The 14,182-nt window shown below is 45.6% G+C and carries 13 protein-coding genes; 5 read left to right on the forward strand and 8 right to left on the reverse strand.

What is annotated here, in order from left to right; genetic code table 11:
- The first annotated feature begins 40 nt into the window (after positions 1-40).
- On the forward strand, positions 41-1,012 hold the full coding sequence (locus ACH3Y6_RS01150) for an aldose 1-epimerase (RefSeq protein ID WP_490833727.1): 972 nt from the start codon (positions 41-43) through the stop codon (positions 1,010-1,012).
- Positions 1,013-1,067: 55 nt separating this feature from the next.
- On the opposite strand, the gene ACH3Y6_RS01155 is transcribed toward ACH3Y6_RS01150, so the two are convergent.
- Complete coding sequence (locus ACH3Y6_RS01155) at positions 1,068-1,454, reverse strand: RidA family protein (protein WP_490833728.1); 387 nt, start codon at positions 1,452-1,454, stop codon at positions 1,068-1,070.
- Between the two features lie 76 nt (positions 1,455-1,530).
- On the opposite strand from ACH3Y6_RS01155, the gene ACH3Y6_RS01160 reads away from it, so the two are divergent.
- The 4 genes from ACH3Y6_RS01160 (at position 1,531) to ACH3Y6_RS01175 (ending at position 4,802) form a co-directional block, all read left to right on the forward strand.
- The gene (locus ACH3Y6_RS01160) at positions 1,531-2,145 is read left to right on the forward strand and encodes a 3-hydroxyacyl-CoA dehydrogenase family protein (RefSeq protein ID WP_490833729.1); all 615 of its coding nucleotides are present in this window, start codon (positions 1,531-1,533) and stop codon (positions 2,143-2,145) included.
- Between the two features lie 14 nt (positions 2,146-2,159).
- Positions 2,160-2,855, forward strand: a complete 696-nt coding sequence (tsaB, locus tag ACH3Y6_RS01165; RefSeq protein ID WP_490833730.1) for a tRNA (adenosine(37)-N6)-threonylcarbamoyltransferase complex dimerization subunit type 1 TsaB — start codon at positions 2,160-2,162, stop codon at positions 2,853-2,855.
- Between the two features lie 110 nt (positions 2,856-2,965).
- Positions 2,966-3,301, forward strand: coding sequence for an ArsR/SmtB family transcription factor (locus ACH3Y6_RS01170; protein ID WP_490833731.1), 336 nt, complete (start codon positions 2,966-2,968; stop codon positions 3,299-3,301).
- A gap of 85 nt (positions 3,302-3,386) precedes the next feature.
- Positions 3,387-4,802 (forward strand): MBL fold metallo-hydrolase, encoded by a 1,416-nt coding sequence (locus ACH3Y6_RS01175; RefSeq protein ID WP_490833732.1) that lies wholly within the window; start codon positions 3,387-3,389, stop codon positions 4,800-4,802.
- Here ACH3Y6_RS01175 and ACH3Y6_RS01180 read toward each other — a convergent pair.
- The 7 genes from ACH3Y6_RS01180 to ACH3Y6_RS01210 all read right to left on the reverse strand — a co-directional run bounded on the left by ACH3Y6_RS01180 (position 4,799) and on the right by ACH3Y6_RS01210 (position 14,138).
- Positions 4,799-5,692 carry a lysophospholipid acyltransferase family protein gene (locus ACH3Y6_RS01180; RefSeq protein ID WP_490833733.1) on the reverse strand — a complete coding sequence of 298 codons (894 nt, stop codon included), beginning with the start codon at positions 5,690-5,692 and terminating at the stop codon, positions 4,799-4,801. The genes ACH3Y6_RS01175 and ACH3Y6_RS01180 overlap by 4 nt on opposite strands.
- A gap of 57 nt (positions 5,693-5,749) precedes the next feature.
- Positions 5,750-7,345 (reverse strand): L-aspartate oxidase, encoded by a 1,596-nt coding sequence (gene nadB, locus ACH3Y6_RS01185; RefSeq protein WP_490833734.1) that lies wholly within the window; start codon positions 7,343-7,345, stop codon positions 5,750-5,752.
- A 78-nt stretch (positions 7,346-7,423) separates the two neighbouring features.
- Positions 7,424-9,436, reverse strand: a complete 2,013-nt coding sequence (gene ispG / locus ACH3Y6_RS01190) for a (E)-4-hydroxy-3-methylbut-2-enyl-diphosphate synthase (RefSeq protein WP_490833735.1) — start codon at positions 9,434-9,436, stop codon at positions 7,424-7,426.
- Between the two features lie 98 nt (positions 9,437-9,534).
- Entirely contained in the window at positions 9,535-10,386 is an 852-nt protein-coding gene (gene blaOXA, locus ACH3Y6_RS01195; protein WP_490833736.1) for a class D beta-lactamase, read from the reverse strand.
- Between the two features lie 22 nt (positions 10,387-10,408).
- Entirely contained in the window at positions 10,409-11,596 is a 1,188-nt protein-coding gene (gene kbl, locus ACH3Y6_RS01200) for a glycine C-acetyltransferase (RefSeq protein ID WP_490833737.1), read from the reverse strand.
- Positions 11,597-11,718: 122 nt separating this feature from the next.
- On the reverse strand, positions 11,719-12,402 hold the full coding sequence (locus ACH3Y6_RS01205; protein ID WP_490833738.1) for a response regulator transcription factor: 684 nt from the start codon (positions 12,400-12,402) through the stop codon (positions 11,719-11,721).
- Positions 12,399-14,138, reverse strand: a complete 1,740-nt coding sequence (locus ACH3Y6_RS01210; RefSeq protein ID WP_490833739.1) for a sensor histidine kinase — start codon at positions 14,136-14,138, stop codon at positions 12,399-12,401. Before ACH3Y6_RS01210 ends, ACH3Y6_RS01205 begins: the two co-directional genes overlap by 4 nt.
- Positions 14,139-14,182: the final 44 nt, after the last annotated feature.

Consider the following 14,182-nt stretch of genomic DNA (forward strand, 5'->3'; position numbering starts at 1 on the left):
CAATGCAATATTCCTAATTTCACCAATCTAAATATTTTTTATGCGTTTTGAAGTAAGCACAAACAAAGAATCGGAGTTCCCCATCATCCGCCTGACCGATAAACTGGGTGGTTGCCAGGCTGAGATCTATGCGTTAGGAGCCATGCTGAATGCATACCGTATTCCCGTTACAGGAGGCAAATTTCAGAACCTGATCGATGGCTTTGATAATGCCACAGATGCGCTGAAACAGCTTACCAATGGCTTTAAAAGTGCCAAACTGAGTCCTTTCGTATGCCGCATGTACAAGGGTAGTTACGAATTAAGGGGAAAACAATACACAACAGAAAAATGGTACCTGGGTGAGCATGCGATCCATGGATTGCTCTACGATGCTGTATTTGCTGTTACCGATAGTTTTGCCAGTGCAGAAAAAGCGGCGGTAACGCTCGAATACCATTACCCAGGCTCAGATGCCGGTTATCCCTTTGCTTTTACTATGATGGTAAACTGGCAATTGGTAGCTGATAACCACCTCACCGTTACCACTTCTGTATTTCATCATAATCCCGAAGCTATTCCGATGGCTGATGGCTGGCATCCGTATTTTACATTGGGTACAGCGGTGGATGACTGCACACTGCAATTCGATAGCGAAACACAGTTGGAATATAATGCAGATCTGCTTCCTACAGGTAATAAAATCAAAGACGACCGGTTCATCAACGGGTGTTCCTTACGCGGAATTTCACTTGACAATTCTTTTGAATTGCCTGCAGACAAGGAACATCCTAAATGTGTGCTGAAGAATACGCAGTTACAGTTAACCATAGAACCCAGCAGAAGTTACCCGATCTTGCAGATTTATATTCCCGCCCATCGCCAGAGTATTGCGATAGAGAACCTAAGCGGCGCACCGGATAATTTCAATAATGGCATGGGATTGATCATGCTGGCCCCCAATGAGCAGAAAGTCTTCAGAACCAGCTATAGAATATCGAATATCGAACAAGGAATGATGAATGTTGAATGAAGGGTCTTCAAACCAATTCAACATTCATCATTCCTTGTTCGATATTCATCATTCATCAGAGATCTACGACGGCGATGACGCTGATCTCAACATTCACGCCGCGGGGCAAGCCCTTTACGGCAACCGTTTCACGGGCGGGATAATCGCCGGTAAAATATGAGCCATACACTTCGTTCACCTGGGCAAACAGGGACATATCGCTCAGGAAAATACTGGTTTTCACTACATGGGCAAAAGTCAGTTTTGCTTCAGACAGAACGGCCTGCAGGTTCTTCATTACCTGATGGGTTTCGTCTGCAACTGAACTGCTCACCAGTTCGCCGGTTTCAGGTACAAATGCCACCTGGCCACTGACAAAAAGCATCCCATTTGCTTTCACTGCCTGGTTATACGGACCGATCGGCGCCGGTGCCTTATCTGTTTTAATGATCTGTTTTGACATAAGATTCGTTTTACCGGCAGCAAATTGCTGCTTTTCTATCAACCTGCCAACCTAAATTTGCATTTTACCTATCCGCATGCAGATCATACTCAAAGCCACAGAAGTGCAGAAACAGGTATTCCTTGCCAGGGGGATCCCCACTGGCATTGACGTTCTTACCCCGGACGAGTTGCCAGCCCACAGCAGCGTGGCTGCATATTTCGACCTGTTATTTGAAGAAGAAGGGCCAGCTTTTTCAAATATTACTGATGTACCTGTATTTGTAAATGCGGTGATCGCGACAGCCAACCAGCTCCCCGCCAACTGCATCCGTATTAATGCCTGGAACAGTTTTCTGGAAAGGGACCTGCTGGAAATGGCAGTTGGCAAAAACAATCGTTTCGCCTTACAGGCAGAACAGCTGATACAGGCACTGGGCTGGAAATACCAGTGGGTGCCGGATGTGCCTGGTATGATCGCAGCGCGTGTAATTGCCATGATTATTAACGAAGCTTATTTCGGCCTGGGCGATGAGATCAGCAGTAAGAAAGAAATAGACATTGCTATGAAACTGGGCACCAATTATCCCTTCGGACCATTTGAATGGAGTGAAAAGATAGGTTTAGGCAGGATCCATGCACTATTAAGTAAACTTTCCGAAAGCAGCCGTCGCTACCTGGTAGCCCCTGCATTAACCAAAGAAATTACCTGATCTAATCCTGATACATGCCATTACTGCTACATATTGATACAGCTACCGAACAAGCCAGCGTTTGTTTAAGCCGGGAGGAAAAAATACTTGGCATGGTATCCAGCCAGGAACAGAAGAACCATGCCGGTTTTGTGCAACCTGCCATACAGCAGCTATTGGCCGATAACGGGTGTACCATGCAGGAGCTGGATGCTATTTCCGTGACCGCAGGCCCCGGCAGTTATACGGGCTTACGTGTAGGACTGGCTACTGCCAAAGGCATTTCCTATGCGCTGCAAAAACCACTGATCCTGGTAAATACTTTGGAAGTAATGGCCAGGGCGGTTCTTCGCGACCTAAAAGAACAACGAATCCAGCCAGCTTCCGGAACCCTTCTTTGCCCTATGATCGATGCCCGCCGAATGGAGGTCTTTACCGCCTTGTATACCCTGGACCTGGCTGAGACACAGGCCCCATATGCATTGATCCTGGAAGAAGACTGTTTTTCAGACATCCTTGCGAATCAGCCAGTTATATTCAGCGGCTCAGGACATCTCAAGCTGAAGCAGCTGGTAAACAGTCCCAATGCGTCATATTCACACATCCTCCATAACGCCGCAGACCTGACCGCTCCGGCTCTTTCTGCCTATCATTCTGGCCAATTTGCCAGCCTTGCTTACAGTGAACCCCTATATGTAAAAGAATTCTTCGACCCGAAAAAAAAGGGTTGACCGATGGAGAAATAGTATAGACGAAATTTATACTATGAATCCCCAAACAAATTGCGTAACTTTATAATGCGATTATAGTTTTTTCACCCCCCAATTACAACTTTATTGCCATGAGCCAGACCTTGCAAGCCGTTGTGCTGATTAACGGCAAAAATCAGATTAAGGTTGACTTTCTTCACACCAAGAAAGCCTCATTGATTCTCAGATCAATTAACCACAAACTCCGCCAGCAGATCATCAAATTACTGGATGAGCACCAGAAAATGACGGTTACAGAGATTTATGTAAAACTTCGCCTGGAACAATCCGTAGCATCCCAACACCTCGCCATTTTGCGCAGGGCTGGTATTGTTAGTACATCCCGGGACGGTAAATTCATCTATTATTCTGTTAACTATACCCGCCTGGCGGAAGTAGTGCAGTTTGTAGAAACGCTGGTAGGTTGATTGCAGTATGTCAATGTAGTCCTTTAACAATGTTCTGACCATTTTGGCCTGAAGCTTGCCATAACTTTGCACAAACCCTGATAATATGTTCATCAAACAATTATACACCGGCTGCATAAGTGAAGCGGCTTATTACATCGAAAGTGAAGGCGTTGCTGCAATCATTGACCCCTTACGAGATATTGAGGAATACCTCGACCTGGCAAATGAACGCAAGGCTACGATCAAATACATCTTTGAAACCCATTTCCACGCTGATTTTGTCAGTGGCCACTTAGACCTGGCCGCCGCAACTGGTGCTACCATTGTATATGGACCTGATACCGTAACCAAACTGCCTGTACATATTGCCCGGGACGGTGAACAATTTTCACTGGGTAAAATCACGATCGAAGTATTGCATACTCCGGGGCATACCCTGGAAAGCAGTTGTTTTCTGCTGAAAGACGAGAACGGGAAAAACCATGCCGTATTTACCGGTGACACTTTGTTCGTAGGTGATGTGGGTCGCCCCGACCTGGCGCAGAAAACCAACGAAATCACCATGGATGATCTGGCGGGTATGCTGTTCGAAAGCCTCAGGAAAAAAATCATGCCACTGGCAGATGATGTGATCGTGTATCCTGCACATGGCGCGGGAAGCAGCTGTGGTAAGAACCTGGGCGCAGAAACATCCAGTACCATTGGTGAGCAGAAAAAAACCAATTATGCACTTCAGCCGCAAACAAAAGAAGAATTCATCAAAGTAGTAACCGAAGGGTTGACCGCACCACCGCAATATTTCCCGATCAATGCCATGATCAATAAGGAGGGCTACGAAAGCCTGAATGCCGTTTTAGAAAAAGGTCTGCAGGCGCTGAATATAGCAGCCTTCAAAGCAAAAGCATCACAAGACGATGTGATCATACTGGATACCCGCTTGTCCTCCACTTTTACAGAAGGGTTTGTACCCGGCTCCATCAGTATCGGTCTTGACGGACGGTTTGCAGAATGGGCCGGTAGTTTATTGCCTTTCGACAAAAAACTGATCCTGGTCACAGACCGCGGCAAGGAAAAAGAAAGCATTGTGCGTCTTGCACGTGTGGGATATGATAAAATGGAAGGTTACTTGGAGGGTGGTTATGCTGCCTGGCAGGCTGCAGGTGAAAAAACTGATATGGTGATTGATGTGGAAGCGGATGAGCTGGCCATGGATATTCCTTTTGATTCCAACTTGTTGATCGTGGATGTCCGTAAAAACCCTGAATATGCGGATGGCCATATCAAAGATGCGATCAATATTCCACTTACGGACCTGATGGATCCGGGAAGTATGGCCGACATTGAAGACAGGCACAATATCTATATTCATTGCGCCGGTGGTTACCGGAGTGTGATAGCTGCATCATTGCTGAAACGGCAGGGCATTCATAACCTGCGTAATGTTGTGGGTGGCTGGGGAAAGATCACTGAATTACCTGATAAATTTGAGATAGAAAAAGAAACAGCGGTACTGAATTAATCTTTTTCACCAATCACATACTTGCCGAATTTTTCCGCATTATATTCGAATTTCCATCTTCTATGGCTCCATAAATAATTATGGGGCCTTTTTTTGATGCAATCTTCAATAAATCTCACAAGAGACTGGGTGATAAAACCATTGGGCGTATCTTTCGGAGTGGTAGTGAGCAGGGTAAGATCAGCTTTATAATAGCCTCTTTTTACTTTGTAGAAATCTGCCATGATCACAGCTGTATTCATGTTCTTAGCACCTTTCTCCGGTCCTTTCACAAAGGGTGTCATTCGGCCGAAAAATTTCACCCAGTACGCTTTGGTCGGATCTACCGGGTTCTGGTCTGCCACAAGACCCAGCACATAGGGTTTCTCTGTGTACAAATGGAAACGTGTTCTGAAATCAGCAGTTGAGATCAGGATGGTACCGTATTTAGAACGGATTTTTGTAATAAGCCTATTGAATGTTTTATTGCTTAACGCGGCAAAAATTCCCAGCAAAGGGTATTTGCTGCTCTTTGCTACACCGAGGTTCAGGAACTCCCAATTAAAAAAATGTCCTGAATGTATCTGTACACTTTGCCCTGTAGGCAGTAGATCGTTCAGCACTTCTGCATTGATCACAAACCGTTTGTCGAATTCCTTCGATGAGATGGAAACCAGTTTGACGGTTTCAATAAAAGTGTCGATGAAATTTTTATAGAACCCTTTTGCTATCAAAACACGTTCTGCCGCTGTTTTATCAGGGAAAGCAATACCCAGATTTTTCATCACCACTTGTTTCCTGTAGCCGAAAACATAGTATACCAGCAGGTACAACCCATCACTGATGATGTACATGATCCGCCAGGGAATCAGCGACAGCAGGAAGAAAAAGCCATACACCAGATAATACATTCGCTTGCTTTGAATAGGATAAAGATATGGGATTCCCCAGGTCGGTATTTTCCGCTCTTATAAAATGATGTTCTGCAGCAGATTACTTTTCTCCAAATGATCTGTATTGTAATGCAGGCCGCGGCTCTCTTTCCTGAATTCGGCTCCTTTTACAATCAGGTAGCCTAACGTGATCAGGTTCCTGAGTTCACATAATTGCGGTGATACTTTTGTGGACCGGTATAGGGCTTCTGTCTCAGTGAACAGCAGGTCCAGCCGCTTCATAGCCCGCTCCAGACGGATATCCGTTCTGACGATCCCCACATAATCGCTCATCACCTGCTGCAGTTCCTTCTGACTCTGCGTGATCAGGATCATTTCACTGGGTTCTGTGGTGCCCGCGGCATTCCAGTCGGGTATCCTCTCTTCAAATGCTATGGTATCCACTTCTTTTTTACTATCCAGGAAACAACGATGGCCAAATACCATTGCTTCGAGCAGGCTGTTACTGGCCAATCGGTTGGCACCATGCAAGCCAGTGCTGGCACATTCTCCACAGGCATACAAATGTTTAATGGACGTCCTGCCCCATTCATCTGTTTTAATACCACCACAGCTATAGTGAGCAGCGGGTGCCACTGGTATCATCTGTTGCATCACATCAATACCAATACTTAGACATTTCTCATAAATGTTAGGGAAGTGATGTACGAATTTGGCCTGGTCCATATGTCTGCAATCCAGGTACACATGTTCTGTACCGGTACGTTTCATTTCATTATCGATGGCTCGGGCTACGATATCTCGGGGAGCAAGATCTTTACGTGCATCATACCTTTCCATAAACGCTTCTCCATTCTTGTTGCGCAGGATACCTCCATCGCCACGAACAGCTTCTGTAACCAGGAAAGAAGGTGATACCCCGGGCTCGTACAAAGCAGTTGGATGGAACTGGATAAATTCCATATTCTCAATCTTACCCTTTGCACGATAAACCATCGCAATACCATCACCCGTGGCGATGCGCGGATTGGTGGTGGTTCTGTAGGCTTGTCCACAACCACCGGTTGCCAATAAAGTAATACGTGCCAAAATTTTTTCGATCTGCTGCGTTTGCAGGTTCAATACGTATACGCCATAACAGGTAATATCCAATGTTGATTTGGTTACCAGATAGCCCAGATGGTGTTGCGTAATAATGTCCAGTACAAAACAGTGATTGACCAGTTCAATATTCTTTACCGAAGCCATCTGATCCAACAGGACCCGTTCTATTTCCTTTCCGGTAACATCTTTGTGGTGCAGGATCCGGTTCTCACTATGGCCGCCTTCCTTACCCAGACTGTATTCACCCTGCTCATCCTTATCAAATTCCGCTCCATAAGAAATGATCTCTTTGATACGTTCCGGCCCTTCCTTTACAACGATCTCTACCACTTTTTCATTACACAGTCCATCGCCGGCAACCAGCGTATCTTCTATATGTTTGTAATAACTGTCTTTTTCTTCATCCCATACACCGGCTACGCCACCCTGCGCATATTTGGTATTGGTTTCGTCTGCCTGTGTTTTGGTAATAACGGTAACCTTCTTATCGGGAAATTCCTTTGCGGTCTTAAGTGCATAGGTTAGCCCTGCAATACCGGACCCTATGACTAAAAAATCTGTCTGCATATTTTCCAGGAGGATTTTAGTTGAGAAGTATTTGCACTGTTACAGGCCACTGCACAAACAGCAAGTATCCCTTACTGATCAGGCAACCGGCTCTATCCAGGCATCATTTTCTTTTAACAGGTTAATGAGTTCATCCACTGCTATTTCACTGTCGATATTCCGTTTCATGATGTCTTTCCCTTTGTAGAGTGTAATCTTTCCGGGACCACTTCCTACATAACCAAAATCAGCATCCGCCATTTCACCAGGACCATTTACGATACAACCCATGATGGCGATCTTGACGCCTTTGAGATGATGGGTCACACTCCTGATTTTGGCAGTTGTTTCCTGGAGGTCAAAGAGAGTCCTTCCACAACTGGGGCAGCTGATGTATTCTGTTTTAGAAATACGGGTACGTGTTGCCTGCAGTATGGTGAATGCCGTTGCATTGATAAACTGTTCTGCTGAATGATTACTGCTGTAATTCCTTCCGCTGGTATCCTGTTTCCCCTTTGACAGCACTTGGTAACTATCTGGCGTCATGCCCAGGCAGATACCATCACCAAAACCATCCAGAAACAAAGCGCCGCATTCGGTTGAATAGTGAATCAGGTGTTCATCGGTGGTCTGCCAATTGCTATCGGTGACCAATATTACAGGATTCTGAATCTTACGGTTCATCAGCTCCAGGAACATCCTGCGTACTGCAGGCATGGCATGGGGATTTTTACTGCTGAAGCAGAGAACCACTTTTGTATCATTTGCCAACTCATCCAGATAAGTGAAATCGTTGATAGATGTCTCATCACTGAAACAATCGAGCATCACAAAGTTGAGTGTATCACTTTTCTGCTCAGCAGACACATATCCAGACGCCTCAAAAATGGGGAAGTATTTTTCTCTGTCTTCTACTGCAGCCCATGTGGCAGGATATACCAGCACTTTCAGGGTACCGGGCAAAGCAAAATCCAGTACCTGGTGACCGGTGAAGATATAATCTGCCGCTGCATCACTGATATTCCATTTGTCGGTAGCTGCATCATAAGTATATCCGATACCCTGCAAATGTGCAGGGGTAATGGAATCCACCTTACTCATATCCGCCAACACTACAGGAACCTGCTTGCCTCCGATATTGGATACAGCAAAGCTTTCCCTGCGTTGATAGGTAAAAGGACTGTATGGTATCTTATCAACTGCCGGAATACTCGTAGCGTTCAATCTTCTGTTGGTATACCGTTTGACCAGGTCGCGACAAACTGGGATCTCGAATTCGGGATCTTCGGTCAGACTTACACGGACCGTATCGCCAATACCATCTTCCAGTAAAGTGCCGATACCGGCTGCACTTTTCACGCGTCCATCTTCACCATCTCCGGCTTCCGTAACTCCCAGATGCAGGGGATAACATTCACCGAATTCAGTATCCATCTGTTGTATCAGTAAGCGGTAGGCTTGCACCATCACCTGCGGATTGCTGGCTTTCATGCTCAACACAATATTGTGATAGGTTTCGCTGCGCGCGATCCGTAGGAACTCCATGGCGCTTTCCACCATTCCCATGGGTGTATCGCCATACCTGCTCATGATACGATCACTCAGCGAACCGTGGTTGGTGCCGATACGCATGGCGGTTCCATATTCCTTACAGATCCGGATGAGTGGTGTAAAACGTTCGCGTATGCGTTCGATCTCTTCCAGGTATTCCGCATCGGTATAATCGAGCTGTTCAAATTTCTTCTTGTCTACATAATTGCCAGGATTTACCCTTACTTTCTCTACAATCCTTGCAGCAATCTCTGCAGCATTGGGAGTAAAATGGATATCGGCTACCAGGGGTGTATGGTATCCACGTTTCCGTAATTCATTCTTGATATTGAGCAGGTTTTCTGCTTCGTTCCGGCTGGGTGCAGTAATTCGGACCAGTTCTGCTCCTGCTTCGATACAACGGATGCTTTGTTCCACAGTAGCAAGGGTATTCAGCGTGTCGGTAGTGGTCATGGTCTGCAGCCGGATGGGATGAAAGTTACCGAGCAGCAGATCGCCCACTTTTACTTCGCGGGTGGCCAGGCGGCTATATTCCGTTAATGAATTACAATACAATTGCATAATTGATCTATGTTCTGCAAAACTAACAGTTATAGGGCAGAAAGGTTGCATTAAAAAGCCGGCAATTCCAGTTGCCGGCTTCTGTTTCTGCTATTATTTTACCGTTTCCCTTCGAAGAACCCGTATTGTTTGAGGGCTGCTTTCAGGATAGCGAGACGTGCAGTTTTCAAGTCTGCGTTATGACCCCCTTCTACATTCAGTACAAAGAAGTAAGGATGCCGGTTTTCCTCGATCCAGCCTACGATCCAGCCTAAGGATTTACCATTCTCAAGAAAGCCCCAACCCGATTTATAACTCAGTTTATAATTGGCATTGTCTTCCTGTAGCATCATCTTTTTAACAATATCCTGTGTACGTTTCTGGAAAGGCAGCTGCCCGAAATAGAGTTTCTTCACCAGCCCCATTTCTTCATCTGGTGTGATCTTCAGTGAATTATCCAGCCAGAAGGAATCGATACGCGTTTTGATCACGCGGCTTCCATATTTAAGGCTGTCCAGCCAGTGCTGCATGGTATCTTTTCCTATACGGCGTGCCAGTTCCTGATAGTAAGGAACAGCAGACACCTTGAACGCTTCTTCCAGTGAGAGATCCTTGTTCCAGCTGGTGGCTGTATCGCCCCCGGGAAATAGACGCACCTGACCATCCCATTTGAAAACGGTCTTTTCGTTAGCTACCCTGCCTGTTTCCAAACCTACCAGTGCGTTCACTATCTTAAAAGTGGATGCCGGCAGATACGCTGAATCTTTAAAACGAGCCAGGTTATAGATCATGAAATCTCCCGTGCCATTATCATACAGGCCGAATGTTCCTGTCAGCTTCTGCTCTTCAAATAGTTTACCCAGACTGTTATCTATTTTCACATTATTGGGAGAGCAGGAAAAAAGTAAAAAGTAAAAAGTAAAAAGTAAAAAGGCCAGGGACAGTTTCCTGAGTATGGACAGCGTTTTCATTGCTTGCATTTTTAATTCTGAATTACTTGATAACACCCAATTCTTTCCCCACTTTCGTAAAAGCTGCAATCGCTTTATCCAGGTGTTCCTGCTTGTGGGCTGCACTCAGTTGTACGCGGATACGCGCCAGTCCTTTTGCTACCACAGGGAAGAAGAATCCGATCACATACACGCCTTCTTCCAGCAGTTTTGCTGCAAAATTCTGTGCCACCACCGCATCATATAACATAATGGGAACAATAGGATGATCGCCGGGTTTGATATCGAAGCCTGCTTCTGTCATTTTGGTACGGAAATATTTTGTATTGTACTCCAACCTGTCGCGCAGCTCAGTGGTTTCTGTTAACATATCAAGCACCGCAATGGATGCGCCTACTATACTTGGAGCTACCGTATTGGAAAACAGGTAGGGGCGACTGCGCTGGCGCAGCATTTCTATGATCTCTTTGCGGCCGGATGTGAATCCGCCACTGGCGCCACCGAGGGCTTTACCCAGTGTACCCGTAATGATATCTACCCTGCCCATCACATTACGGTATTCGTGTGTACCACGACCCGTTTTACCGAGGAAACCGGAGGAGTGACATTCATCGGTCATTACGATCGCATCGTATTTGTCAGCAAGATCACAGATTTTATCCAGTTGTGCAATGGTTCCATCCATGCTGAATGAGCCATCGGTAACGATGATACGGCTTCTGCAGGAAGCGGCTTCCTTCAGTTTGACCTCGAGGTCTTCCATGTTATTGTGCTCATAGCGATAGCGTTGTGCCTTGCACAAACGGATACCGTCAATGATAGAAGCGTGGTTCAGTGCATCGCTGATAATCGCATCCTGCTCGCCAAACAGGGGTTCAAACACCCCACCATTGGCATCAAAAGCCGCCGCGTACAAGATGGTATCTTCCGTGCCGAGAAAATCAGACAGCTTCTTTTCCAGTTCTTTGTGTATGTCCTGTGTTCCACAGATAAAACGAACACTACTCATACCATAGCCATGGGTATCAATGGCTTTGTGGGCAGCTTCAATCACTTTGGGGTGCGAAGAGAGTCCGAGGTAATTATTGGCACAGAAGTTCAGTACTTTTTTCCCGTTCACGGTGATCTCCGGACCCTGTTCGCTGGTGATGATACGTTCTTTTTTCAGCAGACCTGCCGCTTCGATCTCTTTTAATTCTTCCCCGATCCGGGTAACAAATTTTTCATTCATATGGATGCATTTCAGAGGGCAAAGGTAGCAGTAAGAGGGGAATATTAGATACTAGTATGGGATAAACTATGCTCTCATTCAAAGTGGTTTCCACGGAGGCGCAAAAGGGCAGTTGGGGGGGGTTACAGTACAAAACGGTAACCTACCCCCTTGATGGTGATGATCTCCAGTGAGGAATCTTCCTTGAGGTATCCCCGGATCTTGGTAATGTATACATCCAGGTTACGGCTATTGAAGAAGGAATCATTGCCCCAGATATGGTTCAGCAATTCCCGACGATCGATAACCTGGTCTTTTTTATGATAGAGGTAGGTCAATAATTCAGTTTCCCGATAAGAAAGTTTCCGTTCAGTGCCGTCTATGACCAATACCTGTTTATTCAGATGAAACTGGTACCTGCCCATAGTAATGGTATCACCGGCAAGCAGTACCGGATTGTCTTTTTTGATCCGTAACACATTTTCAATCCGTACGATCAGCTCCTCCATGCTGAAAGGTTTGCGGATATAATCATTACCGCCGATCTTAAACCCCTGAACTACATCTTCGGTCTGTGTTTTAGCGGTCAGGAAAAACAGGGGCACATCCCCGTTGATCTTACGGATATCTTCTGCCAGTTCAAAGCCGCTTCGGTTGGGCAACATCACGTCCAGGATACAGATATCCGGCTGCTGCACTTCGAAAGTTTCGATTACGTCAGCCCCATCGCTTTCCATCACCACTTCAAAACCCCTAAGCTCGAGGGTCTCTTTGACAATCTTGCCCAGAAAAAGTTCATCTTCTACATATAGAATCTTGATACTCATGCAACTGGGAATTTTACCGTGAACAAACTACCTTGGCCTGGCTGACTTTCTACCGCAATGACTCCATTATGTTGTTGAATTACATGCGACACATAACTGAGTCCTAAACCATATCCTTTACTGTTATGATGATCACCGTTGGGCACACGGAAAAATTTATCAAAGATCTTAGATTGAAAATCTGAGGGAATACCAATACCCTTATCCTGTACCTGCAGCACAACCGTATCGGCCTGATGCAGCAGGCGGATGGTGATCTCCGGTTTCTCCTTACTGTATTTCAGAGCATTGTCCAGCAGGTTAAATAATACGCTGGTCATATGTAACCTGTCGGCCAGGATCGTAAAATAATTACCCTGTACTTCCAATTGTATATAGGCCTGCTGCGCATCGAACTGGAGTTTCATTGTGTTCAGCACTTCTTCAGTAAGCTGTTTCAGGTCGAGCATCTCCTTATTCAATTCAAGCTCCCTGTTTTCAAAAAGAGACAGTTTAAGCACTTTATCTACCAGCAAATTCAATCTTTGTAATTCCGATGCTGAAATATCGAGGTACTCTTTGGTACGTTCGGGGTTCTGTAATCCCCCAAAATTCCGGAGTGCCTCCACAGCCACACTTACAGTAGCCAGCGGTGTCTTTAGCTCGTGGGTAATATTACTGATGAAGTCATTTTTCATCTCCGTCAGTTTACGTTGCGCCAGCAGGCTCCGGTACAGGAATATGAAAGCAACTGTTGTGAATGCAACCAGGAAAACAGAGAACAATATCTGCAGGGATATTTTTTTCAGTAAAAAACCGGTTGGGTTTTCGAATCCAGCCTGGTACCAGTGAGGTTGAAAAAAACCAACAATGGCGGGGCTGGTAGCCAGCACGGCTGTCATGGTATCTTTTCGGTGCAAAGAATCTTCTTTGCCTTTGATGATATGAAAGTTGACGGAAATACCCGCTTTCAGCAATTCCCTTCTGTAAACGGAATCGATCCTGGGAATGGCCAGCGTATCATCCAGCGCTTTTCCGGAAGCGATCATGCGGGCAAAAGATTTTTCGAAGCGGAGGTTATCCGTTTTTACAGTCAGTGTATTACCAACATTATTGGTAACTGTTACCGTTTGCATCAGCTTTTCCGGCGCACGCTTAGGCTTTGCGGAAGATGCACCTCTGGCATCTTTTCCTATGATGTCAGTACGATATCCACTATCAATATTTTTGCCATTAAAACCAACTACTACCTTTAATCCGGACTGAGACATGCGGTGTAGCATAGCTGTATCCGTCATGGGAGTCAGTTTTATCGCATTAGGTTTATGATCTAGCAGAATCTGCGCAACTTCCGGAGTAATTTTATCGGCGCGCATTACCCGTATACTGCTGATCTCTTCAGGCCGTATACTGTTATTGGTATCGGGCAGAAACAAACGTTGACTTTTACCTTTGACTGCAGAATCTTTTTTTTCTATGACCATTATTTTTTTAAGGTCATCGTTCTTCCTCCGCAGAACATTTATAGCATTGTATACGAAAAGATTATTACCAGGATCTTGTTTATAGATAAACGTATCGTTTTTAAACCGGTCTACCTGCATCTTATATACCACATCGCGGAAAATACCATTGGTCTCTTTTTTCAGCGCCTGCCATTCTTCTTTGTAGAGCCGGTTGAGCCAATACGACTGGAAGACCACGATCAGCAGGATCGCCGCCACCAACAGTATACGTGAAAGTTTTAGCTTGTTCATCTGGCCCATTATGGCACAAATATAACCCGCGTTTTTACCGGTCA

It is taken from the genome of Sediminibacterium sp. FW305-C-269 (genome assembly GCF_058231045.1).

Coding starts and splice junctions, on each gene's coding strand:
- ACH3Y6_RS01150 (WP_490833727.1), top strand. CDS start 41: ATGCGTTTTGAAGTAAGCACAAACAAAGAATCGGAGTTCCCCATCATC.
- ACH3Y6_RS01155 (WP_490833728.1), bottom strand. CDS start 1,454: ATGTCAAAACAGATCATTAAAACAGATAAGGCACCGGCGCCGATCGGT.
- ACH3Y6_RS01160 (WP_490833729.1), top strand. CDS start 1,531: ATGCAGATCATACTCAAAGCCACAGAAGTGCAGAAACAGGTATTCCTT.
- tsaB (WP_490833730.1), top strand. CDS start 2,160: ATGCCATTACTGCTACATATTGATACAGCTACCGAACAAGCCAGCGTT.
- ACH3Y6_RS01170 (WP_490833731.1), top strand. CDS start 2,966: ATGAGCCAGACCTTGCAAGCCGTTGTGCTGATTAACGGCAAAAATCAG.
- ACH3Y6_RS01175 (WP_490833732.1), top strand. CDS start 3,387: ATGTTCATCAAACAATTATACACCGGCTGCATAAGTGAAGCGGCTTAT.
- ACH3Y6_RS01180 (WP_490833733.1), bottom strand. CDS start 5,692: ATGTATTATCTGGTGTATGGCTTTTTCTTCCTGCTGTCGCTGATTCCC.
- nadB (WP_490833734.1), bottom strand. CDS start 7,345: ATGCAGACAGATTTTTTAGTCATAGGGTCCGGTATTGCAGGGCTAACC.
- ispG (WP_490833735.1), bottom strand. CDS start 9,436: ATGCAATTGTATTGTAATTCATTAACGGAATATAGCCGCCTGGCCACC.
- blaOXA (WP_490833736.1), bottom strand. CDS start 10,386: ATGAAAACGCTGTCCATACTCAGGAAACTGTCCCTGGCCTTTTTACTT.
- kbl (WP_490833737.1), bottom strand. CDS start 11,596: ATGAATGAAAAATTTGTTACCCGGATCGGGGAAGAATTAAAAGAGATC.
- ACH3Y6_RS01205 (WP_490833738.1), bottom strand. CDS start 12,402: ATGAGTATCAAGATTCTATATGTAGAAGATGAACTTTTTCTGGGCAAG.
- ACH3Y6_RS01210 (WP_490833739.1), bottom strand. CDS start 14,138: ATGAACAAGCTAAAACTTTCACGTATACTGTTGGTGGCGGCGATCCTG.